General features: G+C 58.0%; 26 protein-coding genes. 21 read left to right on the top strand and 5 right to left on the bottom strand.

Features of this window, described 5'->3' with window-relative positions:
• The first annotated feature begins 49 nt into the window (after positions 1–49).
• From rlmD to KP626_RS06305, 12 genes are all read left to right on the top strand, one after another.
• On the top strand, positions 50–1,393 hold the full coding sequence (gene rlmD / locus KP626_RS06360; RefSeq protein WP_395975907.1) for a 23S rRNA (uracil(1939)-C(5))-methyltransferase RlmD: 1,344 nt from the start codon (positions 50–52) through the stop codon (positions 1,391–1,393).
• A gap of 32 nt (positions 1,394–1,425) precedes the next feature.
• Entirely contained in the window at positions 1,426–2,058 is a 633-nt protein-coding gene (locus KP626_RS06355) for a GNAT family N-acetyltransferase (protein WP_395978975.1), read from the top strand.
• 213 nt (positions 2,059–2,271) lie between these two features.
• Entirely contained in the window at positions 2,272–2,481 is a 210-nt protein-coding gene (locus KP626_RS06350; protein ID WP_395975905.1) for a helix-turn-helix domain-containing protein, read from the top strand.
• A gap of 10 nt (positions 2,482–2,491) precedes the next feature.
• Positions 2,492–2,956: a hypothetical protein gene (locus tag KP626_RS06345; RefSeq protein ID WP_395975903.1), complete on the top strand. Its 465-nt coding sequence runs from the start codon at positions 2,492–2,494 to the stop codon at positions 2,954–2,956.
• Positions 2,957–3,050: 94 nt separating this feature from the next.
• Positions 3,051–4,031 carry an NYN domain-containing protein gene (locus tag KP626_RS06340; protein WP_395975901.1) on the top strand — a complete coding sequence of 327 codons (981 nt, stop codon included), beginning with the start codon at positions 3,051–3,053 and terminating at the stop codon, positions 4,029–4,031.
• A gap of 27 nt (positions 4,032–4,058) precedes the next feature.
• On the top strand, positions 4,059–4,502 hold the full coding sequence (locus tag KP626_RS06335) for a GNAT family N-acetyltransferase (RefSeq protein WP_395975899.1): 444 nt from the start codon (positions 4,059–4,061) through the stop codon (positions 4,500–4,502).
• A gap of 158 nt (positions 4,503–4,660) precedes the next feature.
• Complete coding sequence (locus tag KP626_RS06330; RefSeq protein WP_395975897.1) at positions 4,661–4,858, top strand: ribbon-helix-helix protein, CopG family; 198 nt, start codon at positions 4,661–4,663, stop codon at positions 4,856–4,858.
• A gap of 84 nt (positions 4,859–4,942) precedes the next feature.
• Complete coding sequence (locus KP626_RS06325; protein ID WP_395975895.1) at positions 4,943–6,130, top strand: GGDEF domain-containing protein; 1,188 nt, start codon at positions 4,943–4,945, stop codon at positions 6,128–6,130.
• The gene (locus tag KP626_RS06320; protein ID WP_395975893.1) at positions 6,127–6,522 is read left to right on the top strand and encodes a DUF5655 domain-containing protein; all 396 of its coding nucleotides are present in this window, start codon (positions 6,127–6,129) and stop codon (positions 6,520–6,522) included. The genes KP626_RS06325 and KP626_RS06320 overlap by 4 nt, the downstream gene beginning before the upstream one ends.
• A 174-nt stretch (positions 6,523–6,696) precedes the next feature.
• Positions 6,697–7,389, top strand: a complete 693-nt coding sequence (locus tag KP626_RS06315) for a tyrosine-protein phosphatase (RefSeq protein ID WP_395975891.1) — start codon at positions 6,697–6,699, stop codon at positions 7,387–7,389.
• A 314-nt stretch (positions 7,390–7,703) separates the two neighbouring features.
• Positions 7,704–9,062, top strand: coding sequence for a hemolysin family protein (locus tag KP626_RS06310; RefSeq protein WP_395975889.1), 1,359 nt, complete (start codon positions 7,704–7,706; stop codon positions 9,060–9,062).
• Positions 9,063–9,182: 120 nt separating this feature from the next.
• The gene (locus KP626_RS06305; RefSeq protein WP_395975887.1) at positions 9,183–9,530 is read left to right on the top strand and encodes a hypothetical protein; all 348 of its coding nucleotides are present in this window, start codon (positions 9,183–9,185) and stop codon (positions 9,528–9,530) included.
• A 63-nt stretch (positions 9,531–9,593) separates the two neighbouring features.
• Here the strand turns inward: KP626_RS06305 and KP626_RS06300 are convergent, their stop codons facing one another.
• On the bottom strand, positions 9,594–10,244 hold the full coding sequence (locus tag KP626_RS06300; RefSeq protein ID WP_395975885.1) for a hypothetical protein: 651 nt from the start codon (positions 10,242–10,244) through the stop codon (positions 9,594–9,596).
• Positions 10,245–10,422: 178 nt separating this feature from the next.
• On the opposite strand from KP626_RS06300, the gene KP626_RS06295 reads away from it, so the two are divergent.
• The 4 genes from KP626_RS06295 to nagA all read left to right on the top strand — a co-directional run bounded on the left by KP626_RS06295 (position 10,423) and on the right by nagA (position 13,995).
• Positions 10,423–10,752, top strand: coding sequence for a hypothetical protein (locus KP626_RS06295; protein ID WP_395975883.1), 330 nt, complete (start codon positions 10,423–10,425; stop codon positions 10,750–10,752).
• Positions 10,753–10,951: 199 nt separating this feature from the next.
• The gene (locus KP626_RS06290; RefSeq protein ID WP_395975881.1) at positions 10,952–11,794 is read left to right on the top strand and encodes a class II fructose-bisphosphate aldolase; all 843 of its coding nucleotides are present in this window, start codon (positions 10,952–10,954) and stop codon (positions 11,792–11,794) included.
• Positions 11,795–11,869: 75 nt separating this feature from the next.
• Positions 11,870–12,712 carry a class II fructose-bisphosphate aldolase gene (locus KP626_RS06285; RefSeq protein WP_395975879.1) on the top strand — a complete coding sequence of 281 codons (843 nt, stop codon included), beginning with the start codon at positions 11,870–11,872 and terminating at the stop codon, positions 12,710–12,712.
• 152 nt (positions 12,713–12,864) lie between these two features.
• Positions 12,865–13,995 (top strand): N-acetylglucosamine-6-phosphate deacetylase, encoded by a 1,131-nt coding sequence (nagA, locus tag KP626_RS06280; protein ID WP_395975877.1) that lies wholly within the window; start codon positions 12,865–12,867, stop codon positions 13,993–13,995.
• A 227-nt stretch (positions 13,996–14,222) separates the two neighbouring features.
• Here the strand turns inward: nagA and KP626_RS06275 are convergent, their stop codons facing one another.
• On the bottom strand, positions 14,223–14,732 hold the full coding sequence (locus KP626_RS06275) for a helix-turn-helix domain-containing protein (RefSeq protein ID WP_395975874.1): 510 nt from the start codon (positions 14,730–14,732) through the stop codon (positions 14,223–14,225).
• A 559-nt stretch (positions 14,733–15,291) separates the two neighbouring features.
• Here KP626_RS06275 and KP626_RS06270 point away from each other — a divergent pair.
• The 3 genes from KP626_RS06270 to KP626_RS06260 are packed head-to-tail and all read left to right on the top strand — an operon-like array spanning position 15,292 to position 18,061.
• Positions 15,292–16,467 (top strand): MalY/PatB family protein, encoded by a 1,176-nt coding sequence (locus KP626_RS06270; RefSeq protein WP_395975872.1) that lies wholly within the window; start codon positions 15,292–15,294, stop codon positions 16,465–16,467.
• A 6-nt stretch (positions 16,468–16,473) separates the two neighbouring features.
• A complete protein-coding gene (locus tag KP626_RS06265) occupies positions 16,474–17,739 on the top strand; it encodes a GNAT family N-acetyltransferase (protein WP_395975870.1) in 1,266 nt (421 codons plus the stop codon).
• Positions 17,714–18,061 carry a DUF6054 family protein gene (locus KP626_RS06260; RefSeq protein WP_395975868.1) on the top strand — a complete coding sequence of 116 codons (348 nt, stop codon included), beginning with the start codon at positions 17,714–17,716 and terminating at the stop codon, positions 18,059–18,061. The genes KP626_RS06265 and KP626_RS06260 overlap by 26 nt, the downstream gene beginning before the upstream one ends.
• 54 nt (positions 18,062–18,115) lie before the next feature.
• On the opposite strand, the gene KP626_RS06255 is transcribed toward KP626_RS06260, so the two are convergent.
• Positions 18,116–19,807 carry a M14 family metallopeptidase gene (locus tag KP626_RS06255; RefSeq protein WP_395975866.1) on the bottom strand — a complete coding sequence of 564 codons (1,692 nt, stop codon included), beginning with the start codon at positions 19,805–19,807 and terminating at the stop codon, positions 18,116–18,118.
• 177 nt (positions 19,808–19,984) lie between these two features.
• Here KP626_RS06255 and KP626_RS06250 point away from each other — a divergent pair, with 177 nt between their 5' ends.
• Both KP626_RS06250 and KP626_RS06245 read left to right on the top strand, forming a co-directional pair.
• Complete coding sequence (locus KP626_RS06250; RefSeq protein ID WP_395975864.1) at positions 19,985–20,827, top strand: phosphate ABC transporter substrate-binding protein; 843 nt, start codon at positions 19,985–19,987, stop codon at positions 20,825–20,827.
• Between the two features lie 237 nt (positions 20,828–21,064).
• Positions 21,065–22,645 (top strand): L-serine ammonia-lyase, iron-sulfur-dependent, subunit alpha, encoded by a 1,581-nt coding sequence (locus KP626_RS06245; RefSeq protein WP_395975862.1) that lies wholly within the window; start codon positions 21,065–21,067, stop codon positions 22,643–22,645.
• A gap of 154 nt (positions 22,646–22,799) precedes the next feature.
• On the opposite strand, the gene KP626_RS06240 is transcribed toward KP626_RS06245, so the two are convergent.
• Positions 22,800–22,973 (bottom strand): FeoB-associated Cys-rich membrane protein, encoded by a 174-nt coding sequence (locus tag KP626_RS06240; RefSeq protein WP_395975860.1) that lies wholly within the window; start codon positions 22,971–22,973, stop codon positions 22,800–22,802.
• A 19-nt stretch (positions 22,974–22,992) separates the two neighbouring features.
• Complete coding sequence (locus tag KP626_RS06235; protein ID WP_395975858.1) at positions 22,993–25,419, bottom strand: ferrous iron transporter B; 2,427 nt, start codon at positions 25,417–25,419, stop codon at positions 22,993–22,995.
• Between the last annotated feature and the right edge of the window lie 49 nt (positions 25,420–25,468).

Raw genomic sequence — 25,468 nt, 5'->3', positions numbered from 1 at the left:
CCGTCCCTGTGGTAAAATGAGGGCAATTCAAAAAAAGGATGGGACGGCAATGACGGACGGACAGGAGATCATCATGGAGATCACGGCCATGGCCCATGACGGACGGGGGATCGGGCGCCATGGGGGCATGGTTGTCTTTGTGCCGGGCGCCGTCCTGGGGGACACCGTCCGGTGCCGCGTCATTAGGCGGGAAAAACGCAGCTCTGTGGGGGAACTGATCCGAGTGGAAAACGCCTCCCCCTACCGGCAGCCCTCTCCCTGCCCCTATTTTGCGGACTGTGGCGGGTGCACCTACCAGAGCATGACCTATCCGGGGGAATTGGCGGTGAAGCAGGAACGGGTGGCCTCCGCTTTGATCCGCTTGGGCGGCGTGAAGCCGGAAGCCATCTTGCCCATCCTGGGTGCGCCCGAGATCAGCCGGTACCGGAACAACGCCCAGTTCGCGGTGGGCGGTTCCGCGGGGGAGCCTGTTCTGGGCTTCTACGCCCGGGAAAGCCATCGGGTGGTGCCGGTTGCGGACTGCCTTTTGCAGATGCCTCAGGCTCCTCAGGTGCTAAAGGCCTTTGCAGGCTATCTGATGGAGTCCGGCGCCGTTCCCTATGACCGCCGAACCGGCAGGGGGCTGATCCGGCACCTCTGTCTGCGGACCGCGGAATCCGGCCTCATGGTCACGGTGGTGGCAACCGCTGAGGCGCTGCCCCAGAAGAAGCTTTTGGCAAGGGTTCTGTTGGACGCAGGGGCGGATACCGGAGCCCTTCATATAAATGCCGGCAGAGGATCCGCTGTCCTGGGTTCGGGGAAAACCCAGGTTTTCTTTGGCTCGGGCCATCTCCTGGATTCCCTCTGCGGGCTGCGGTTTCGCGTCTCTCCCACCTCCTTTTATCAGGTGAACCATGCCCAGGCGCAGCGCCTGTATGAGACCGCAAGGGCCATGGCGGAGCCGGTCGCTGACGATACCGTACTGGACCTTTATTGCGGCACCGGCACCATTGGGCTTACCATGGCGGGGGACGTCCGGCGGCTCATCGGCGTGGAGGCTGTGCCCAGCGCCATCCGGGACGCCCGGGATAACGCTGCCCGCAACGGCATCGCCAACGCGGCGTTCCGTGAAGGGGATGCTGGAACGTTGGCCCAGGCCCTTCTAAAAGAAGGCGTTCATCCCCGGGTCATCATCCTGGACCCGCCCCGCCGTGGCTGTGACGCCGCTACCCTGTCCGCCGTGGCCCGCCTGTCCCCTCGGCGGGTCGTCTACATCTCCTGTGACCCCGCTACCCTGGCCCGGGATGTCAAAATTCTGTCCCAGGCGGGATATGCGGTGAAGAAAGCGCAGCCCGTAGACCTTTTCCCCCGCACACCCCATGTAGAATGCGCGGCGCAGCTGGTTCGGGAATAACAAATAAGACAAAGGAAAGAAACGCCATGAAAATGAAGATCCGAAATGAAAAGAAGGCAGATTACCGGGAAGTAGAAGAACTGCTCCGGGACGCGTTCTGGGACCTCTATGTTCCGGGCTGTGTCGAACATTATGTGGCCCATGTGGTACGGGAGCATCCGGACTTTATACCGGAGCTGGACCTGGTATTGGAAACGGAAGAGGGGATCATCGGGAGCATCCTCTATACAAAGGCCAAGCTGGTGGACGCGGAAGGAAACCAGAAGGATATCCTGACCTTCGGCCCGGTTGCCATTCGGCCGGGGTATCAGAGAAAGGGGTACGGGAAGGCGTTGATCGAGCACTCCTTTGAAAAGGCCATTGCCCTGGAATATGATGTGGTTGTGATCTTTGGCAATCCTGCGAACTATGTGGGGCGGGGCTTTCAAAGCTGTAAAAAACACCAGGTCAGCCTGGAAAACGGCAGGTATCCCGCAGCGATGCTGGTAAAGGAACTGCGGCCTGGCGCCCTGGAGGGGAAAAATTGGATCTATTATGATAGCCCGGCCTATCGGGTGGAGGAGGATGCGATAGAAGCCTTTGACCGGACATTTGCCCCCCGAGAGACGACATATCGTCCAAGTCAGGAGGAATTTTACATCCTCAGCCATTCCTCTGTGGAATAGGGCCTTTCTTGCCGTCTGCGGCATGGCCGGAAGGGGTCATTTGGATTCATGCATCCAAATGGAGACTTTGTGAACGTTGTGCATCTTGCAAGATGCTGTCGAAAAAACGCACAATTTGAATGTTGCAATCAGCAAGCGCCTCTGTATACTGAAAATAAGAGATATCAGAAAATACAAGGGAGGTAATGCTCATTGATTGTGGGAGGACAGACCGTGAGCGTTCAAAAAACGGGGGAACACATCCGAGCTCTGATGGTGAAAAATGGCTATACCGTAAAGACCTTGGCCGCTCAACTGAATCTGAGCGAGAGTGCGATTCGAAACTATATCCGGGGAAGGAACCTCCCCACGGTGGACTGCATGCTCCAAATGTGCAAACTGTTTCATTTGGACAGCGTAGAAGAACTATTGGTTTCTGCATAAGGGGGAAGGGATGATGAATATGGAATGCAGCATCGCGGACCGGGTTCGGGCGTCCGCGCTGGAGGCGGTGAGCAATGGAGCGGAATGGCCGGTAGGGGAGCTGTTTGACTTCTGTCAGAAGCGGAACCCGGAGGAGAAGCTCAACCGAAACACCTTTTACAGCATCATGAGCCGGATGGAGCGGAATACCCCCCGCCTGGTCAAGAAGAAAAAGGGGGTATATCAGTACCTTTTATCGGAGGCGCCCTCCCGGGAGGAAGCGCCTTTGCAGCCCACAGCGCCGGAGCAAAAGCCCGCCCTTCGGACGGAATTGACGGAGGAGGAGGTCATTGGCGTCTGGCGGGCGGCGGCCCAACGGGTTGCGCAGGGGCTAAAGCAGCCGGATTACGAGATGAGCACCGATGAATTCGCTCGGTATAAGCGGATCAACGAGACAAATAAACGGGTGCTGGCGCTTCTTGCAGACTACCTGTAACGCTTGGATTCCCGGCTTCTCCTGTACAAAACGCCCGTTGGGTGTACAATGTCCCTAGAGACGATTCTCCCATCATCAAAAAAGGAGCAGCCACATGGAAGAAAAACGATTTGCCGTTCTCATCGATTCCGAGAACATTTCCGCCCGCTATATCTCCAGCATTCTGGACGAGATGACCAAGTACGGCGTAGTCACCTATAAAAGAATCTATGGCGACTGGACCAGCGCCCAAACCACCCGCTGGAAGAAGGAGCTGTTGGAAAACTCCATCATGCCCATTCAGCAGTTCAGCAATACCGTGGGCAAGAACGCCACCGATTCCGCGCTGATTATCGATGCCATGGACATCCTCTATACCGGCAATGTGGACGGCTTTTGCATCGTGTCCAGCGACAGCGACTTTACCCGCCTAGCCAGCCGGCTGCGGGAATCGGGGATGCAGGTTATCGGCATGGGGGAGGAGAAAACCCCCCGGTCCTTCCGGGCGGCCTGCTCGGTGTTTACCACTTTGGAGGTATTGGTGGACCAGGACGACGCGCCCGACGCGCCCGCCATGGCGCCTCCCGCCCGCCCCGCTGAAACCGCCATGGAGGAGGAGCCCAGTCGCCGAAGCGGGCTGATCCATCAGCGGGTCATTGAGGCGGACATCGCGGCCATCATCAGCGAGAATGACGACAAGGATAAGCCCACCGGGCTGGGAGAATTGGGCAGCCGCCTGGTGAAAAAATACTCGGATTTTGACGTGCGCAACTATGGGTATAGCTCCCTCAGCAAATTTTTGGAGGAGATGGACGCCTTTGAGCTGAGCAAGAGCAACAGCGCCGTTACGGTGCGGCTCCGGGATCGGCAGATTCCCCGCAAGGAGCTGGATGCCTGCGCCGTGGAATTGGTACGGCAGAACGGCAAGTCCGGCATGCGGATTGAGACCCTTGGGCGAAAGCTCAACGACCGGTTTGAGCAGTTCAATGTAAAGGATTACGGCTATACCACCCTGGCCCGGTTTGTGGAGAGCGTGGAGGGGTTGGAGATTCGGCCCAACCGGGCAGGGAACCGGGTGGTACAGCTTAAAAAATAGGGCGGCGCCCAGAGGGAGGCGGATGCCATGCCGGGGGAGATCCTGGTACGATTGGCGGATGCGGCGGATGCGCCGGCCATTTGGCGTTTGAACCGAAGCTGCTTTGGTTATGAATTTCCCCGGGAGCAGGCCGTCCGCCAGGTGGAGCACATTGGCCTGTCGGAAACGGACCGGCTGTATGTGGCGCAGCTAAATGGCCGGGTGGTGGGATATGCCCATGGCAGCGGCTATCTGTGCACCTATCGGAGCCCTATGAAGACCTTGGTGGCCATCTGTGTGGAGGAAGCTGCCCGAGGGAAGGGCGTGGGGAAAGCCCTTTTGCGCGCCGTCGAGGACTGGGCCCGGGAGGACGGCTGCCGGGGCGTCCGGCTGATGAGCGGTTTTGAACGGGGCGCAGCCCACGAATTTTATGAACACAACGGGTATGTGCATCGAAAGAACCAGCGCAACTACGAAAAGGATTTTTTCTAGGCGTCAAATCAGCGCCAAATGCCATTGGCCGGGAAATACCCGGCCAAGTTTTATTTTTCTATATATTTGTATTTTATCCAGGGGATTCCAACAGAAAACATAACATATAATTATGTCCGCCGTCTGCCTTAAGATAAGGGGTGAAAGGGGTATGAATAGTGGCAGAAAACAAGCTGCGGATTACGCCAAAGCTACCCAAAGGAGAGGATGGCTATAAAACCTTTTCCATCCGGATCAAGAACGAGACGGCGGGGAGGCTGGATCAGCTCGCCCTGTATTCCGGCCGGAGCCGCAACGAGCTCATCGGCATCCTACTGGAATACGCCATTGAGAACTGTGAAATCGCCAATTCTTGATGAAGATGGGGAACCGTCCTATGCACTGGAGGGAGAATGTGGTATCATAATAGATCAGTAGGGGTCAAAAGGAGAGCCGTATCCGTGAGAGAATTCATCGCCATTTTTAAAGAGCTGCTGCATAGCGCCCAAAGCGCGCTTGCTCGTGTGTTCCACTGGCGGCGGGGACTCTCTCCCCAGGACATGGAGCAGATACAGCAACAGCGCATGGCGGCCAACCTAAACCGAATCATGTTATCCAACGTGTTGCTGATCCTGTTTCAGACTATGAACCTGGCGGTGGATCTACTAACCAAGGCCCATGGTTCGTATGGCATCTATTTTAACATCGGTGCCTTGTGCATCATCGCCGTCTGTTTATTGGCTACTCACTGGGTGCTGGTGATTCTAAGGGATAAAAGCGCCCAAGGCGTTTACCGCCGGAGCAAGCGCTGGTTTATTCTTCTCTACTATTTTCTCATCTCCATCCTGATCCTGGGATTCAGCGTCGTCGACCTCATTGAGCGGAATTCCCTCAACAACTTCTGGGCTCTAGTGGTCTACCTGGGCGTGTTCCCGGTGCTGGAGGCCCGGGAGGCTGCGCCCCTTTTTGGCCTGAGCCTGTCGTTCCAGCTCGTAGTGCTGCTTCTGGCCCATGCGCCCGCCAACCATTTGCAGCAATGCGTCATGCTGATGATGAGCGCTTTCGTGGTGAACCAGGTTTTTTTCAGCAGCTTTCTATCCACCCAGCTCAGCCGGATTCAGCTGGAAGCGGTCTCACATGTGGATTATTTGACGGACCTGCTGAACCGGCGGGGAATGAGTAATTGGATGGAAACCCATAAAGAAGACCTGCGGGGCAGGCAGGTGGCCTGCGGATTCATCGACATCGACTACTTCAAGGTCTATAACGACGCCTACGGCCATCTGGAGGGGGACGACTGCTTAAAAAAGATCAGCGATATGGTCAAGGCGTTTTTTGCAAAGGAGGAGACCATGATCTGCCGCTACGGCGGGGAGGAGATCCTGGTGATTCTGCCGGGGTTGGATTACGTTCAGGCGGGCCGGCGGTTTGACGCCCTGCGGGCCGCTATTCGGAAGGCGGACATCCCCTTCCAGGCATCCCCCCTGTTGGATAGCGTCACCGTCAGCATCGGCTATGCCACCCAGTCCGTGTTTGAGCCCGGAGAGCTTCGGGATCTGATCCGCCGGGCGGACGACGCCCTCTATACCGCGAAAAAGGGAGGCAGAAACCGGGTGGAAGGTTATGTCCGCCAGGAGATGGCGTCATGATGCTCGCCCTCGAAACTGCCATTGTGTTCTTTCAAAGGGATCCGTCCCTCCTTCCCCTGTATCGGCAGGTGGAGGCGGCCATCCTAAAACGGCTGCCCGAAACCACCCTTCGGGCGGGGAAAAGCCAGATCGCGTTCCGAAACCGGTACAACTACGCCTTTGTCTCCCTGCCTACCTGGCGCGTCAAGGGTCGCCCCGGCCGCTATCTGATTCTGACCTTTGGCCTGGGCCATCATTTGGAGCATCCCCGGATCGTGGAAGCGGTGGAACCCTACCCCGGCCGCTGGACCCATCATGTACTGGTGGCGGATCCGGCGGAGCTGGATGAGGAGCTTCTCTCCTGGGTGGAGGAAGCCTATCGGTTCTCCCAGACCAAATCCAGAGCCCGTTGAACCTTCCGAATTCCGGAGAGAACGGGAGCGTCCTTTTTAAAGGACGTTTTTTTTGTGCGAATTTCGCGGCTTTCCGACAAAAAGCGACTTGCGGGAAGCCGTGGAATTTGGCAGTATAGGGCCTATGAGTTGGATCAGCCATGCGAAAGCATTGGACTATATTTGAGGTGAACCATGAAACGGTATCCATTGACACACACCATGAACACCCGGGATCTGGGGGGCTATCCCCTGGCCGGAGGCGGGGAGACCCGGTTTGGCCGGCTGCTGCGGAGCGATGCGCCCATCACCGTCACGCCCCAGGACGCGGGGCTGCTCCGGGATCTAAAGGTAACCACCGTCATCGATCTGCGCCACGGAGAAGAGATCGCGCGGAACCCCTGCGCTCTCGCTGGCCAGCCCGGCTTTGTTTACCACAACGTGCCCATCCACCTGTCCTGCAATTCCCTTGAGGATCCCTCCCAGGTGGGAGGATCCTATTTCCAGGTGCTGACGGAGCGGGCCGGCGACATAGCCCGGATCTTTGCCATCATCGCGGCGGCGCCGGGTGGGGTTTTGTATCACTGCACCGCTGGAAAGGATCGGACGGGGATCCTGTCCGCCCTGCTGCTGGAGCTGGCGGGGGTGGCCCGGGCGGACATTGTGGCCAACTACCAGGTATCCTATACCTATTTGGAGGATTTCATCCGCCAGGTCTGCATAGAAAACCCCGATATGCCCGCTTTTGTGGGCCGTTCCGATCCCGCCTATATGAATGGCTTTCTGGACCTGCTTGCCCAGACCTATGGCGGAGCCCGGCGGTATCTGCTGGGCGCGGGGGTTGTGGAGGAGGATCTGGACGCCGTGGTCCGAAAGCTGACCAAATAGCCCGCGCAGCCGTTGGCGAGCCGGGGCATATGCTAGGATTGCAAAAGGGCGCTTGCCGGGTCTATCCCCAGGCGCCAAATCTATTCCCCGGGAAAGATGGGAGAGGCGTTTCTGCCGGCTTGGATAGGCTGGAGGCTTGGAGCGAAGGGCCTGTTTAAAGAGAGGCCAGGCTCCAATGATGGGCGCTTTTTCAGCCTGACTAGGCCCCGCTTTCCCTGGGAATTATAAAGAATGATGAATTTTTCACACTTTGGGGGAGGATTCGTGTATAATAACGCTAAAACACTTTTATTTCCATAAAGGAGGAACTGAAATTGGCTGACCCCGACCCAGTGTGGAGTCAACTGCTACTGCAAGTCATTTTGATCCTGGTGAACGCGTTTTTCGCCGCCACCGAAATCGCGGTGATCTCCGTCAATGAGAACCGCATCCGCCGCCAGGCCGACGAGGGGGATAAAAAGGCAAAGCTGATTCTTAGGATGAACCAGCAGAGCAGCCGCTTTTTGTCCACCATCCAAATCGGCATCACCATGGCGGGCTTTCTGGCCAGCGCCTTTGCCGCCGATAATTTCTCGGATCGGCTGGTGGATTGGCTGGTCAACGGCGTGGGCGTCACCGCCCTTTCTCCCGCCACCCTCAACACCATTTCGGTGGTGGTCATCACCATCATCCTCTCCTATTTCACCATTGTGTTCGGCGAACTGGTGCCCAAGCGTCTGGGAATGAAACAGGCGGAACGGGTGGCCCGGATGTCGGCTGGCGTGATCAACGTCATCAGCAAAGTGGTGAGCCCTGCCATCTGGCTGCTGTCGGTTTCCACCAACGGCGTGTTGCGGCTGATGGGCATCGATCCCAAGGACGATGAGGAAAACGTTACCGAAGAGGAGATCCGCATGATGGTGGACATCGGCGGACAGAGGGGAACCATCGAAAGCGGTGAGCGGGAGATGATCGACAACATCTTCGAGTTTAACAACACCACCGCCCGGGATGTGATGACCCACCGCACCGATGTGGTGGCGATCTGGCTGGAGGATACCGATGAGGAGATCGTGGAGACCATCGTGAACTCCGGTCTGTCCCGATACCCCGTATACGGGGAAGATGTGGACAATATCGTGGGCATCCTATTTGCCCGGGATTACCTTCTTAACGCCAAGAGTCCTGAGCCCAAGCCCCTTTTAGAGCTGCTGCGGGCGCCCTATTTTGTGCCGGAATCGGTGCGGACCAACATCCTGTTCCGGGATATGCAGCAGAAGAAAAACCATATGGCCATCGTGGTGGATGAATACGGCGGCACCAGCGGCATCGTTACCATGGAGGACCTCATCGAGGAGATTGTGGGCAATATCTATGATGAATACGACCCCCAGGCCGATGAGGAGATCCAACAGTTGGAGGAGAACCTGTGGCGGGTGTCGGGCTCGGTGGATCTGGAGCAGCTGGAGGAGCGTCTGGAAATCGATCTTCAGCCCCTCTGTCAGGACTGCGATACCCTGGGCGGCCTAATCTTCAGCCAGATGACCACCATCCCTCGGGATGGCAGCAAATTCACCCTGGAGGTGGCAGGCCTCCGAATCCGGGTGGAGGAGCTGATGGACCGCCGGGTGGAATGGGCCCTGGTTGAAAAACTGCCTCAGAGCACCCCGGAAGCGGAGCCGGAGGAGGAGTAAGCCTTTGCGCGGGCGGCATAGCCGCCCGCGCTTTTTTTCGTTGCATCGTTGCCGGTATCGCCGTTTCCTGCTATGCTGGGGATAGGATGAAACGCCCCCTGGGGCGATAGGAGGGATTGCATGAGACGATATGCGGCTTTTGCTCTGACGGCGCTGCTGTTGCTGGCCCTTTTGGGCTGCGGCGGCGGAGCCTCTATCGTGGGCAAGTGGACCGATGAGGCGGATTATGGCGCGGCGGTGATCGAGTTCACCCGGGACGGCCAGGTAAAGACCTACTCCCCCCTGATGCCGGACCTATCCATCACCATGGCCTACAAGGTCAACGGCAGCGACATTACCATGACGGCGGAGGGAGAGGATACCGTCTCCTCCACCGGAACCTTTCGGGTGGAGGACGATGCCCTGTATCTAACCCTGAGCGGCCAAGCGGAACAGAAGCTGGTCCGCTATCAGGAGGGCCAGCAATAAAGGGAGGACAAACAAAAAGGGAGCCGTAGTCAAACCACGGCTCCCTTTTCGCTTGTCAATGCGTCATTGCTCCACCGGCGTGACGGTTACTCCCGCAAGGCCCCGGCCCATGAGATAGGCGGAGACGTCATCGGTGTTCTGAAGATCCGAAAGATCCTCATCCGCCACGATGCTGGCGTTGGCGTTGACGATGCCCTCGTCATCGGGGGAGAAGGATACCATTATGCTGTACTTGCCTTCGTAGAGATAGAGATAGATCAAAGACTTGTCCAGCCCGCTGTATAAAAAGCTGTCGCTAACGGTTAGAAGAGCGGTGGCGGCCAGGATGGTAACCCCCTGCTGACCATTGATCATGGACGCCACGGCGCTGGTAAACCGCGGGCGTAGGATGTCCTGAATCTCCTGGCTTAGGTTGGCGCCGCTCAAGGCCAGGATACCCAGATACGCGGTATCCGCCCCCTGGATTTGGTACACAGCCCGGGGCGAATCGTAGTCATAGCTGCCGATCTCCTCCACCACGCCGGTCACCTCCTGTGCGGTGGTAACGGATTTCCGGTAATCCTCGCTTTCCGCCAGCAGGTCCAGCTGTCCCGCCAGCTCCAGCCCCTTTTGCAAGAGGGAGGTTTTGTTTCCCGCCCCGCCGCCGGAACAGGCGGTGGCCAACAGAGAGAGCGCGGTGAGAGACGCAAGCACTGTAATCAGTTTCTTCTTCATCTGAAAACCCTCCTTTGGAAGAATATTTTCATTCATACCATAGAACCGGAGAAAAAGGCAAACCCGGTTTTTAGCCCTAACCGGCGGAATTCCCCCGATTTTACCCGGCTGGACATGAAAAAAGGCTGTCCGCAATAGATATGGATAGGGGATATGCCCCGGGGAACGGAGGAAAACCATGAAGAGGATCTTATGGGCATTGACGCTGGCCACCCTGTTGCTGGCCCTTGTAGGCTGCGGCGCTGGGAACATCTACGGCGCTTGGCAGGCCCAGGCCATGGACGGCCTGGTCTTTGAATTTGAAAAAGACGGCGGCTTTTCGGTGCGCCAGCCGGACGATCCCGGCAACGTGCTGCGGGGCAGTTATACCCTTGTGGGGGAGGCGGGCATCGAAATCCTTTTGGAGGGGGGCGAGGAGCGCTTTTCCGGCACCTACGCCATCGCGTCGGGAGAGCTGGTTCTCATCCTTTCGGGAGAGCGGCAGTACTTCTCCCGCTACCGGGGATAGCCTATAAAATGGAAGCGGCCTCTTTCAGATTCTGAGCGGGAAAAGGAGGGGAAGCTTTGCGGATTTCTCTTTCCTATTTGTGGGTTATGGTATACAATATGAGTTGTGTAAGTATCAAATTTTAACGGGTGTATGATAATTGAGCGCCCCAACCGGCAGCCAATTAAAAACTATCATATACACAAGGAGGAACTAGACTATGTATGTAACCATGGCAGAAATCGCCAAACGTGCAATGGAAGGCGGCTACGGTGTAACCGCTCCCAACGTGTACGATGAGTTCTCCGTCACCGCTGCCATCAGCGCCGCTGAGGAACTCAACGCTCCTGTGATTCTGGACGTTACTCCTGGCATGGCCCCCAACGGCTTCCATCATTTCATGAAGATGACCATCGAGAAGGCCCGTGACGCCAAAGTGCCCGTGTGCACCAACCTGGATCACGGCGGCACCTTCGAGGTTTGCATCCAGGCTCTGCGGGAAGGCTGCTCCTCCATCATGGCTGACCGTTCCGTTCTGCCCCTTGAGGAGAACATCGCTCAGGTAGCCGAGCTGGCCAACATCGCCCACATCTGCGGCGCTTCCATCGAGGCCGAGCTGGGCCATGTGGGTCAGGGCATGACCTACGCCGCCGACCGCGACGCCGGCATGACCAACCCCGCCGAGGCCAAGGAATTCGTTGAGAAGACCAAGGTTGACCTGCTGGCCATCGCCATGGGCACCGCCCACGGCGTGTACAAAGGCACCCCCCACCTGGATTTCGACGTGCTGGCGGCTGTCCGCAAGGCCATCCCCAACACCCCCTTGGTGCTCCACGGCGGCTCCGGCACCGGCGATGAGAACCTGGCCCGTGCAACCCGCGAGGGTATCGCCAAGGTCAACATCTTCACCGACCTGAGCCTAGCTGCTGTCGCTGCCATCCGTGAGAACGGCTTCAGCGAGAACATGGGCGTACTTCCCGTGATGAACATCATGATGAAGGGCTACAAGGATAAGCTGGTCCACTACATGAAGCTGTTCAACATGGAGAACAAAGCCTGGTAACAAGGGCAGATCCACGCAACTTCCGCTGCGGGGATTCCCCGCGGCTCCCAAATAACAACTAGGGGGTAATTTAAAATGTATGTAACCATGGCAGAAATCGCCAAACGTGCAATGGAAGGCGGCTACGGTGTAACCGCTCCCAACGTATATGATGAATATTCCGTCACCGCCGCCATCAGCGCCGCTGAGGAACTCAACGCTCCTATGATCCTGGATCTGGGACCCGGCATGGCCGTCAACGGCTTCCATCATTTCATGCAGATGGTCATCGAGAAGGCCCGTGACGCCAAAGTGCCCGTGTGCGCCAACCTGGACCACGGCAAGACCTTCGAGGTCTGCATCGAGGCGCTCCGCGAGGGCTGCTCCTCCATCATGGCTGACCGCTCCGAGCTGGAGCTGGCCGACAACATCGCCCAGTGCGCTGAGCTGGCCAACATCGCCCACATCTGCGGCGCTTCCATCGAGGCCGAGCTGGGCCATGTGGGTCAGGGAGTGACCTACGCCGCCGACCGCGACGCCGGCATGACCAACCCCGCCGAGGCCAAGGAATTCGTTGAGAAGACCAAGGTTGACCTGCTGGCCATCGCCATGGGTACCGCCCACGGCGTGTACAAAGGCACCCCCCACCTGGATTTCGACGTGCTGGCGGCTGTCCGCAAGGCCATCCCCAACACCCCCTTGGTGCTCCACGGCGGCTCCGGCACCGGCGATGAGAACCTGGCCCGTGCAACCCGCGAGGGTATCGCCAAGGTCAACATCTTCACCGACCTGAGCCTGGCCGCTGTTGCCGCTCTGGAGGAGAAGGGCCTGCCCGAGAACATGGGCGTTATGCAGGCTGTTGAGACCCTGCGCAACGGCTATAAGGATAAGCTGATCCACTACATGAAGCTGTTCAACATGGAGAACAAAGCCTGGTAAACAGCAAAGAGCAGAAGAGGGGCCCGGCAATGCCGGGTCCTTTTTTTGTAGGGCGCATACACAAAATTTCCAACCTATGGTACACTATGCCCAAAAGGGTGCGGGTTTTTGCTCCCGTCACGATGGTTCATAGGGAAAGGAAGGATGCTAGTATGAGGATCAAGAGTAAAAATGTGTGGGTGGACGAAGCCTTTATCCCGGCTGTGGTGGAGCTGTCGGGGGATCGAATTGAGAGCGTCTTGCCAGGGGATGGCCGCGCGGATGTGGACTACGGGGAGCATCGGATTCTGCCCGGGCTTATCGATACCCATACCCATGGCTATGGCGGCGGCGATGCGTCGGACGGCAACCCCGATACCATCCGCAACTGGATTCCCTACTATCCTAAGGAAGGGGTTACCACCTTTTTGCCGGGCACGGTGACCCGGAGTGAGGCCCGCATTCTCCAGGCCATGCACGCCATTGCCGAGGCCGATGAGGAGCGGATCGAGGGGGCTAACCTCTATGGAATCTTTCTTCAGGGGCCTTATACCTCTCACGATTTTAAAGGCGCCTATGATCCTTACCTCATCCAGAAACCCTCGGTGGAGCAGTTTAAGATGTTTCAGGAGGCTTCCGGCAACCGGATCAAGATGATCGGCCTGGCGGTGGAGCAGGATGAAGGGCACCAACTGCTGAAATACTGCGTAGAACGGGGGATCATCGTCAGCATGGGCCATTCGGGCGCGCTGTATGATGAAGCCTATCAGGCGTATACCGAGGGGGCTAGCAACATCACCCATTGCTTTAACAACATGATCCCCCTCCATCACCGAGAGCCAGGCTTGCCGGGTGCGGCGCTTACCATCCGGGGGCTTTATACGGAGGTCATCGCGGATGGCATCCACATTCATCCGGCGGTCATCAACCTCATCGGCACCATGAAGGGAAAGGATAAGCTCATTGTCATTACCGATTCCTCCCGCTATAAGGGCCTGAAGCCCGGTTATTATGAGAGCGTGGACCGCAAAGTAACCATCGGCGAGGATGGCGTAGGCCGCCTGCCCAGCGGTAAGCTGGCCGGCAGCTGCATCACCCTGTCCCAGTCGGTGAAAAATCTTATGGATCTGGCGGACCTGCCGGAGGCCACCGCCATCAACGCCGCTACCATCAATCCCGCCCGGATGCTGGGAATCGGGGACCGGAAGGGGCTCCTCAAATCCGGCTACGATGCCGACATCGCCGTACTGGATGCCGATTTCAAGAGCGTCCAGACCTACGTTGGCGGCAAGGCCATGCTGTAAACGACAAAAAAAGAGCGCCGGTCAGGGCACTCTTTTAAAACGCGTCGAGCGGTCAAGGTGTGCAAGGCACCGCTTCACGATTGCTGCACAGAGAGCAGAAAGCCCGTGGGTTTCTGCTCTCTGTTTTTATCATATGGCATGGCCTGCTTTGCTGTATCGAGTGGCGCGGATGGCCGCTCCGAATGCTTATCGTCCTCAAATAAACCGTGCCCAAAAGCAGGATGGATTTATGCCTTCTTTCGCGTCAAGAGTATTCCAGCGATCGTCCCAATTAGGAGAATCGGCGCAAACCTGATAAATAGCCATTCAAATGCGTGAAACGCTGTCCCAAGAACTGCGGTTTCAGGGTCGCCATAATTCCAGCCTAAATAAGGACTATTCAATGCGAATAAAGCCGCATACATTGCTGCTATGACCGCACACAAGGAGATAAAAAGCCAATGAAGGATTTTTCTTCCAGTGGACTTTCTCTGCGCAAGTTGCAAGTTTATAATCTCCAACTTTTCGGAAATCGCTTTTAGATCATCGGCTTGTGACTCAACAACAGTTTCCCCGAGCAAAATGCTTACAGGCGTTTCAAGCGCTTCCGATAGGGAAAGCAGCATCTCGGAATCAGGAACTGACAGTCCTTGCTCCCATTTAGAGATTGTTTGCCGCACAACATGCAGCTTGATTGCGAGCTCTTCTTGTGAAAGTCCTTTTGATTTTCTGATGGTCTTGATGTTTTTGTTTAACACGAGGGGCAACCTCCTTTTTCCTAACCGTTATCACTATAATAGGAGGAACGGCCCGTTGCTACAAGCAACGCGTAGTAACATTCCATCGAGCCGTTCCTCAGCGTCCATCTCTCCGCAAGCGGCACAGATCCAACTATCCACCCTCTGCCTGCGGCACGAGTGCAGGCTCAGTCTGCGTGACCTTCTGTGTGAGCATGTCGGCAGCTACCGTTTTACCGCTGGCTGCGGCACAGATCCAACTATCCACCCTCTGCCTGCGGCACGAGTGCAGGCTCAGTCTGCGTGACCTTCTGCGTGAGCATGTCGGCAGCTACCGTTTTACCGCTAGCTGCGGCACAGATCCAACCATCCACCCTCTGCCTGCAGCGCGGGTGCAGACTCAGCCTGCCCGGCACCGTGGTTACCGTACCTGTCCAACCACCTACGTCTTCCCGCGGCGTGGAAGTGCCCACTGGGCACCAGGCTCAGCCTGGGTGGCTGTTGTCAATCCAAAAGGGCTGTGATACATTTATACATAACGGTTGATGTGATGCAACGGAATATTGAGGAGGTAAGTTCCATGGGTTTTGAATTTCTGCGGGTAGACCGGACGGGTACGGGCTCGGAAAAATGGGCGGTGGTGCCGGAACATATCCGGAAATCGGGCAGCATTCCCCTATCCCTGGCCGATATGGAGGTGGCGACTGCTCCGGCCATCATAGAGGCCATGGAGAAGGCCGCCCGCCATGGCGTGGTGGGATATACCATGCCAGACGGCCCCTATCGAGAGGCGGTGATCAGCTGGATCCAGCGCCGGCACGGTTATACCGTAGCCCCCGAGGCCATCCGCTGCACCTTCGGCGTGGTGGCGGCGCTCAATATCTGCGTTCGCGCCTTTACCCAGCCCGGGGAGGGAATCATCATTCAGACTCCGGTGTATCCCCCCTTCCATAACGCAGTAAGGAACAACGGCCGTGTTCTGGTGGAGAATCCCCTCATCAATGAAAACGGCCGGTACACCATGGACTACGCTGATCTGGAACGAAAGGCCAAGGATCCCAACAACAAGCTGTTGATTCTGTGCAGTCCCCACAACCCAGCTGGAAGGGTTTGGACAGAGGAGGAGCTCCGCCGCCTAGGCAATATCTGCCGGGAGAACGGGGTGTTGGTGCTGTCGGATGAGATTCATTTCGACCTGGCCCTGCGGCCAGACCGCCCTCACCATATGTTCTGTTCCCTGGGCCAGGCGTTTGCGGATAACGCCATCGTATGCACCGCTCTCAGCAAGACCTTCAACCTGGCGGGCCTGTGCTGCAGCAACATCCTGATCCCCAACGAAAACCTGCGGAAAATCTACGATGCCCAGGTGCTGGTAGAGGGGTTTGACTGCATTCCCTATTTTGCCTATGCGGCCACCATTGCGGCCTATACCCAGTGCGATGCTTGGTATGAGGCCCTTCTGGATTTGATCCGGGACAACAATCGAGTGGCGGAAGACCTGATCCGGGAACGGATTCCCCAGGCGGTGGTAAGTCCCCTGGAGGGCACCTATCTGATGTGGGTGGATCTGACCTTCCTGGGCCTCTACGGCGAGGAGTTTGACCGGTTTCTGGCGGAGGACGCCGGGGTGTGGCTGGACCGGGGCAAGAAGTTTGGCCAGGCTGGAGACGGCTTTGTGCGGATTAACCTGGCCACCCAGCAGAGCGACGTGGTGGATGTGATTGGCCGCCTGGCGGATGCCATCGCCGCCCGATAACCCGCCATGGTCTATGGATTGATTCTGGCAGGAGGTATCGGCAGCAGGATGGGAGGAGAGCGGCCCAAGCAATTCCTACCCCTCGGAGAAAAACCAGTTCTGCTCCATACCCTTGAGGTCTTTGAGGACTGTCCCCTGGTGGACGGCTATTATCTGGTATGCCACCCGGAGCATCTGGAGGAGACCCGGGCTCTGATTCCGGCGGAAGGCTATCCCAAGCTGCGGCGGATGGTGCCGGGCGGGGCAACCCGGCAGGCCTCCTGCCACCGGGGCCTTGCCGCCATGCTGGAGGAGTGCGATTCCCAGGATGTGGTGCTGGTCCACGATGCCGCACGGCCCTTGGTGACGGGGGAAACCCTGATTCGATGCGCCCGGACGGCGGAAACCTGCGGCGCCGCCAATACGGTATATCCCAGCGAGAACACCATGCTGCTGAGCCAGGATGGATTGTATGCCCAGCAGCAGCCCCCCCGAAAGGATTGCTATACCGTTCAAACCCCCCAGGGATTTCGGTTAGGAGAGCTGTTTGAGGCCCATGAAGCCTATGCGGCTCAAGACGCGCCCCCGGAGGTGACGGACGACTGCGGCCTCTACGCCGCCATGACCGGGCGCCAGCCCCGGCTGTGCCTGGGAAACAAAGAGAATATCAAGATCACCACCCCCCTGGATCTGGCCCTGGGCCAGGCGATTCTCCAGCACCGGAAGCGTACGCCCGTTCTCACTACGGCGCGGATGTGCCTTTTTCGGCTAACCATGGAAGATGTGGAGGCGGTGAAGCCCATCCTGTCGGATGAAAAAACCATGTACGCCTGGGAACATGGCTTTTCCCACCAAGAGGTGGTGGCGTTCATAAAGGAATGCCTTTTGCGGTATGGGAACCACGGCTACGCCTATCTGAAGGCGGTGGAAAAATCCACTGGAGAGATCATCGGCCTTATAGGGCCCCTTGTGGAGACCATCCATGGGGAGGACCATGTGGGCCTGGGCTATATCCTCCGTCGGGACCGCTGGGGCATGGGGTATGCAGCTGAGGGTGCCCGCGCCTGTTTGGACTACGCCTTTACCACCCTTCATGCGGAAGAGGTCATCGCCGAGATCCGGCCTGAAAACACCGCTTCCCGCCGCGTATCCGAGGCCCTTGGGCTCAGAGAGGCGGATTCCTTTATAAAACGCTATAAAGGGAAAGAGATGCTCCATTTGATCTACACCATTTCCCGGAAAGACTGGGAAAAAGAGAGGGATTTCCATGGCGAAATACCAATGCGTCCTTGAGGGGGATTTTGACGAGCTGCTCCGCTGGGTAGACGGGGGCATTATTGGAGGAAGCGCGTCGGCCAGCTACGAGGACGGCGCCGACTATGACCTTCGGGGGGTACGGTGCGCCGTCCGGGTCTATGAGCGGTACAGCTACCTGGGCTCCAACCGGGTGAGCGCCAGCGTTACCCTGGTGGGCGACGGTCAGCGCGTTTATCTGACCATCATCACGTCGGGGGGCAGCGAGGCCGTATATGTGAAGATGAACACCTTTGGGGAAAAGAACTTCCTCAAGCAGATACAGGAAGTGGTGGAGCGGTTTGAGAACCGCGGTACGTAACATAAAAAAGCCGGATGGAATCCTCCATCCGGCTTTTTTGTCCTTTGTTACCCCTTAAAATTGCACTTCCGCTGCCACGGATCCAGCCTTGGGATGGCTGAAGCTGACGGTAGCGGTGCTGCCGGGAGCGGCGCCTTCCACCATCCACTGGACGGTAATTTGGGTGGGATCGCTCTTGTGGGTAGCGATGGTGCCATAGTAATATCCGGTATCCACACCGCCAAAGCCTTCCAGGCTGCCCAGCTCCATGGACTGTTTGCCAATGACCAGCTTTGCGCTTTCCGGCAGGGTGATCTCCGCCTTCACCGGCTTGTCGATCTTCAGATTCTGTGCCGAAGCGGTGATGAAGGTGGGAAGATACCCCGTGTTCTGGACGGTAGCGGTAACACAGTAGGCGTCCCCGGCCTTCTGACAGGATACCGACTTCAAAGCCAGATGGGGCAGGACTGCGCTGTGCCGCAGGCAGAAGCGGAAGGTCTTTTCCACCTCCTGCTCCAGATACTCGTTGGGGCAGTTTTGGAACACGAATTTAAACTTCAGACCGCCGATCTCCACTTTACCCAGCTGGGGATGGTCATAGGGAGCCCAGTCAACAAAGCCCTTTCCGCCCAGGTTCTCATCGCTCCACTTCACCATTTTCAGGTAATCCATGGCCTTCTGGTCCTCGGTCATCTTGTTGACCTCAGGCCACCGGTCCTCCGCGCCGCTGCGCTGCTGGAGGTTCCATAGCTCCACGGTGTAGCAGGGGATGCCCTGGTGTTCGTACATCCAGTCGTCAAACGCGCCGGAGGAATAATTCTCCTGGTCCGAGAGGAATTCGTCAAACACATTGGCAATGGGATAGCCCATCTCCACGGTGGCCATCTCGCCCACCTCTTTATACATCTGGATATCCCGTTTGGGCGCGGAAGCGGCCTTGCGGGTTCCCGGGGGATAGGCCAGCACGCCGCCGGTGGTATGCATGGTGGTGGCGCTGCCGATGTTGGGGTGGGCCAGCACAAAGTTGGCCACCGACCGGGTCTCGACTTCAGAGAGCGGATAGGCGCTGGCGCCAGGCTGCCGGTGTTCCGGGAACCAGCCAAAGGGATAGTTCCGGTTCAGGTCCAGCCCCCATTTGGCGGGAGCGGGCTGGAGGAACTGTCCCGCCTCATAATCCTTGACCATCCCCTCGGGGAACATCCGGTAATAGGTGCCGCCAATGTCGTCGGGTTTCCGCTTTACCATGATCCGGGGATCCTTGTCGTAGATTTTCCATTCCCCGCTGGGATCGGGTACCCGCATCATGAGGATCTCGCCATCGCCATCCAGATCCTGGGGCTGCACTCCGGCGCACAGGGTGGGATAGGGATAGGGCCGGTTGGCGCTGCGGAGCATCTCGGGGCTGGTAAGGTAAGCCTGGGATCCATCGGGAGAGATGCGGGGGATGATGTAATAGGTGGTGGTTTTGAGCAAGGCGGTGATCTTGTCATCCTGCCCGTAGCCCGTCACCAGGCGGTATGCAAAGTAAATGCAGGCCATGGAGCCGGTAACCTCCCCGGCGTGATGGTTGCCGTCCATATAATAGGCCGGCTTTTCGCTGTGGTCGCCGGTGGCGTAATCGGTGATGGACAGAGCCCAAATATCCCTGCCCTCGGGGGTTACGCCGGCGGATTCCAGATGAACCAGGCCGGGGTATTCCTCCGCCATGGCCTTTACCGCTGCGGTCAATTCCTCGTATTCATAATAATGGTCGAACGTGAGCTTCATGATAAAAAACCTCCTTAGTGCGTATAAATATACCATATATACGAATAATATGCAATCGTATTCCGCAAAAAAGTATGGAAAAATGGAAAAACTTAATGCAGCCGTTAAAAGGGTAAAATACTGCCTTAACATTGTGGGGGTACCCTTGGGCCGTAACCATAAAGGAGTGGATATGACATGAAAAAGAATAAACTGTTTGCATTGGGGTGCGCCGGAATCATGGCCCTGGGCCTTTTGGCGGGCTGCGGCGGAAACGGAAACGGGGGCGGCACCACCGGCGAGAAGACCACCATCACCATCAACGGCTCCACCTCGGTGGAAAAGCTGGCCATCTCCCTGAGCGACCAATTCGCGGAGCAGGATGGCACCGTCACCTTTGAGATCACCGCCCCCGGATCCGGCGCCGGCATCAAGGCCGCTCAGGACGGCACGGCCGACATCGGCATGAGCAGCCGGGAGCTGAAGGAGGAGGAGAAGACCCTCCATGAGACCCAGATCGCAACCGACGCCATCGCGGTCATCATCAACAATAATAACCCCGTCACCGACCTGACCTCCGAGCAGATCACCCAGATCTTCAAAGGGGAGATCAAAAACTGGAAGGACGTAGGCGGCCCCGATAAGGAGATCCTCCTGGTTTGCCGGGAAGCCGGCAGCGGTACCCGGGATGCTTTTGAGGAGATCATGAGCCTTAGCGAGGATGGCAAATCCCTCATCAATGAAAGCACCGCCATCTTTGTGGACGCCACCAACGCCGTGGCCCAGAACGTCCAGGATAAGGAGGAGGCCATCGGCTATATCTCCCTGGGCAGCCTCACCGATCAGGTCAAGGCCGTGAAGGTGGACGGCGTGGAGGCCACCGAGCCCAACGCCCAGAATGGCACCTATAAGATCATCCGGCCCTTCCTCCTCCTCACCAGCGAGGAGCCCAGCGGCAAGGTAAAGGAGTTCATGGACTACATCCTCAGCGACGCCGGCCAGGAACAGGTGGTTGAGGCAGGCTTCGTTCCCGTAAATTAAAAAATCGTCCCTTCAAGGCAAAAGGGGGACCGCTTCGGCGGCCCCCCTTTTGTCGGTTTCTCCCGGTTGACGGGGTAGGGGGAAAATGGTACTCTCTTCTTGTAAATGACACTCCATCCATCGAATAAATTGCGATCACTCCTGTGGCTTTTCTGCCGGACCTGATCCACCTATGGCCGCTTGGGCTATCCGCCGGCGGCGCATCCATCATATACACAAAGAGGGAGAGAGAATGCCATGAAAAGTTACCCCGCCATCTTCAACCAGGTGCTTGGCCCCGTTACCCCCGGCCCCAGCAGCAGCAGTACCGGAGGCCCCGGACGGATCGGCCTTTTGTGCCGGGATCTGCTGGGGGAGGAGCCCGCTCACGTGCGGTTTGAGTTCCCCAGCACCAGCTCCATGCGCAACTCCTATATGGGTATGAACACCGACAAGGCCCTCATCAGCGGCCTTCTGGGTAAAAAGCCTCCCCAGGAGAACTTCCCCCAGGCACGGGAGGAGGCGAAAAAGGCGGGGCTGGAAGTGGAATTCGTGTTTCTGGATATCGATATCCCAGGGGATGTCCAGGGGATTCGGGCCATCATGAAGGGGAAGAACGGCTTTGAAACCACCTTGGTGACCAACTCCACCGGCGGCGGAACCTGCGTGATTCAGGAGATCGACGGCTGTTTGACCGACATCAAAGGAGATCACTACGAGCTGCTTCTGTTTACCGGTCCAGCTTTCCAGGAGGAGCTGGAGCGGATCGCCCAGGCCGCCAAGCCTATGGCAAAATCCCTCAATGCGGTAAACTGCTTGGTGGGGAAAAAGGACGTCTCCATCGTGGAACTCAAAACCGGGGAGCCCTGGGACGAGGCGGATATCCAGAAGGTGAAGGCCATCCCCGGGGTAAAGTATATCCGGGTGGTAAATCCGGTCCATCCCGTGGTGGCAAACATCAACCACAAGCCGCCCTTTGAAACCGCCGAGGAAATGGTGGCCTACGGCGAAGCCCACAATTTGAACCTCTTTGAGCTGGCGGTGGCCTATGAGTCCGCCATGAGCGGATGGGGACGGGAAGGGGTGCTGGAGCACGCCCGGTTTTTGTGGAGCGTCATCAAGAATTCCATCGAAAAAGGCCTCAGCAAGGAATCCCCCTTGGTGGGCTATATCCAGACCTCCGCAACCGAGATGCGGGATTTCGTCTCCACGCCCCAGGCCCTGGATTTGGGCGCCCTGAACCATGCCATCTACGCCAGCCAGGCGGTTATGGAGTACAGCAATTCCATGGGGGTCATCGTGTGCATCCCCACCGGCGGCTCCTCCGGCATCGTGCCCGGGGTACTGTACGGCGCCGGCCAGGCTATGGGATTGGATGATGAGAAGATGGTAGAGGGCCTTCTGGCTGCCGGCATGATCGGCGCCATCATGGCGCGGGAGACCAACTTCTCCGGGGCCTGGGGCTGCCAGGCCGAGGTCACCAGCGGCTGCGCCCTTGCCACCGGCGGGCTGATCCACCTTCTGGGCGGAACGCCCCAGCAGTGCTGTGATGGCGCTTCCATGTCCCTCCAGAGCCTCTTGGGTCTGGTATGCGATCCCATCGCCGGCAAGGTACAGGTGCCCTGCATGGCCCGAAATGTGGCGGCGGTGGCTACGGCCATGGCCAATGCCAACGCGGTGCTGGGCGGCTTTGACGTGCTGGTGCCCTTCAGCGAGATGATCACCACCATGGTGCGGGTGGGCGCCGAGATTCGGGATTTGGGCCATCGGTGCGGCACCTGTATGAGCCCTACCGGTATTCGGTTTGCGGCGGAATCCCCCGAGCACCAAGGGGAGTAGTAGGGCCGCTTTTAGAGCTGCAAAGAAAGGGCTGGATTACATCCAGCCCTTTTTTATGCCCGCTTTCATCCCAAATTGTAGAAAAGGGAACCGCTCCATCAAAGAAGCGCCGTATGCCAAAGTCCGGCATACGGCGCTTCTTTTAGAGGAAGAATCAATGGCTGCTGTGGCAGCTTCCGTTCATAGGACATCCGCCGCAGCCGCAGCCACAGGAGGATTTGCCCTTTTTCTTGTTCCGCACCAGATGGATGACGATGGCCGCCACCACGGCCGCAAGAATGCCGGCCACCAAGAAAGTGGAACCGTTTGCTCCGATCCAGTTGAGCATGAAATCATCTCCTTTTGGGTTATGCTACGTTGCGCAGTTTGGCTTCCCGCTTGCTCACAAGGCTGTTGGGTTCGCGATAGGGCCGGAACAACAGGTATAGGGTCAGCGCCACGATGGCCAGGGCCGCCAGAGATCCCAGGAGGTTGCCGGCGCCGGTAAACAGCATGCCCAGCTGGTAGATTACCAGGGCTGCGCAGTAGGCGAACAAGCATTGATAACCGATGGCAAAGAGGGTCCATTTGGCGTTGTTCATCTCCCGCTTGATGGCGCCCATGGCGGCGAAGCAGGGGGCGCAGAGCAGGTTGAAGGTGAGGAAGGAGTAGGCGGCCAGAGGGGTGAAGGCAGCCCGTACGTTGACCCAAACCTCCCAACCGTTTTCGGCTACCTCGCTGAGACCGCCGTAGAGGACGCCAAAGGTGGAAACCACGTTTTCCTTGGCGATGAGCCCGGTGACGGAAGCCACGGCGCCCTGCCAGGTACCCCAGCCCAGGGGTGCAAAGATCCAGGCCACGGCGGAGCCGATGGCCGCCAGGATGGAGTTGTTGAGATCCTCCACCATGCCGAAGGAGCCGTTTTCAAAGCCGAAGCCCTGGAGGAACCAGAGGACGATGGCGGACAGCAGGATGATGGTACCGGCCTTCTTGATGAAGGACCAGCCCCGCTCCCACATGGAGCGCAGGACGTTTGGAACGGTGGGCCAGTGGTAGGCGGGAAGCTCCATCACAAAGGGAGCGGGATCCCCCGCAAACCGGCGGGTCTTCTTCAGAATGATGCCGGAGAGGATGATTGCACCGATGCCGATGAAGTAGGCGCTGGGAGCCACCCACCAGGCGCCGCCAAAGAGGGCGCCGGAGATCAAGGCGATGATGGGGAGCTTTGCGCCGCAGGGCATAAAGGTGGTGGTGATGATGGTCATCTTCCGATCCCGGTCGTTTTCAATGGTCCGGGAGGCCATGATGCCGGGCACGCCGCAGCCGGTGGCCACCAGCATGGGGATGAAAGATTTGCCGGAGAGACCAAACCGGCGGAAGATCCGGTCCAGCACAAAGGCAATCCGGGCCATATAGCCGCAGCTTTCCAGGAAGGCCAGTAGCAGGAACAGAACCAGCAACTGGGGGACAAAGCCCAATACCGCGCCAACGCCGCCGACGATGCCGTCCAGGATCAGCCCCTGAAGCCAGTCGGCGCAGTGGATGCTCTCTAGCCAGTCGCCCACCAGCGCTGGGATACCGGGAACCCAGACCCCGTAATCCGCCGGGTCGGGCTCTTCCATCTGGGCTGCCTCCTGATAGTCGGCAAAGGTGACGGGCAGTTCCTCCTCGATTTCGCCGTTGTCGTCATAGAGGAAGGCGGTGGCGGTCAGATCAGTGGCGGTAGCGGGGTCCACGCCCGCTGCCTCGGCAGCCTCTTCAAAAGCGTCCTTCATGGCCCCCGGCACCACGTATTCCTCGGCGGCTGCCTCATAGGCAACGCCGCCCGAAAGATGCCAGCCATCGCCAAAGACGCCGTCGTTGGCCCAGTCGGTGGCCCAGGTACCTACGGTGGTTACTGAGATGAAGTAAACCAGGAACATGACCACGGCAAAGATGGGCAGGGCCAGCCAACGGTTGGTGACCACCCGGTCGATCTTGTCGGAGGTGGTGAGACCTCCGGCGCGTTTCTTTTTGCAGCAGCTTTTGACCACCGAAGCCACATAGAGATACCGCTCGTTGGTGATGATGCTTTCGGCGTCGTCGTCCATCTCCCGCTCGGCGGCGGCGATATCCTCCTCAATGTGGCCTAGAACCTCCTGGCTGAGGTTAAGCTGGCTCAGGACTCGCTCATCCCGCTCAAACAGCTTGACGGCATACCAGCGCTGCTGTTCCTGAGGAAGGCCGTGTACCGCCGCCTCCTCGATGTGGGCGATGGCGTGCTCCACCACCCCGGAAAAGGTGTGAGCGGGGACCATGGTGGTGCCGGCCGCGTCCACCGCCGCCTGGGCCGCCTCCATCACCCCCTGCCCTTTGAGGGCGGAGATCTCCACCACCGGGCAGCCCAGAGCCCGGGAAAGCTCCTCTGTATGGATGCTATCGCCGTTCTTTTTTACAACGTCCATCATGTTGACGGCAACCACCACCGGAATGCCCAACTCGGTGAGCTGGGTGGTGAGGTAGAGGTTTCGCTCCAGGTTGGTGCCGTCCACGATGTTGAGGATGGCGTCGGGCCGCTCTCCAATGAGGTAATCCCGAGCCACCACCTCCTCCAAGGTGTAGGGAGAGAGGGAGTAGATGCCCGGCAGATCCATGATCATGACGCCATCGTGTTTTTTGAGTTTCCCTTCCTTTTTTTCCACCGTAACGCCAGGCCAGTTGCCAACAAACTGATTGGCTCCGGTCAGGGCGTTAAACAGGGTGGTTTTCCCGCTGTTGGGATTGCCCGCAAGGGCAATTCTGATTTGTTTTTCCATGGTACCGCTCCTTTAAAATCAGGCAATGCGAATCGAGTAAGAAGAAAAG

This window comes from Christensenella sp. MSJ-20 (assembly GCF_044357945.1).
Taxonomy (GTDB): Bacteria; Bacillota; Clostridia; order Christensenellales; family QAND01; genus QAND01.
Note: the sequence above shows the minus strand (reverse complement) of the source record. Positions and strands in the feature narration are given on the sequence as shown.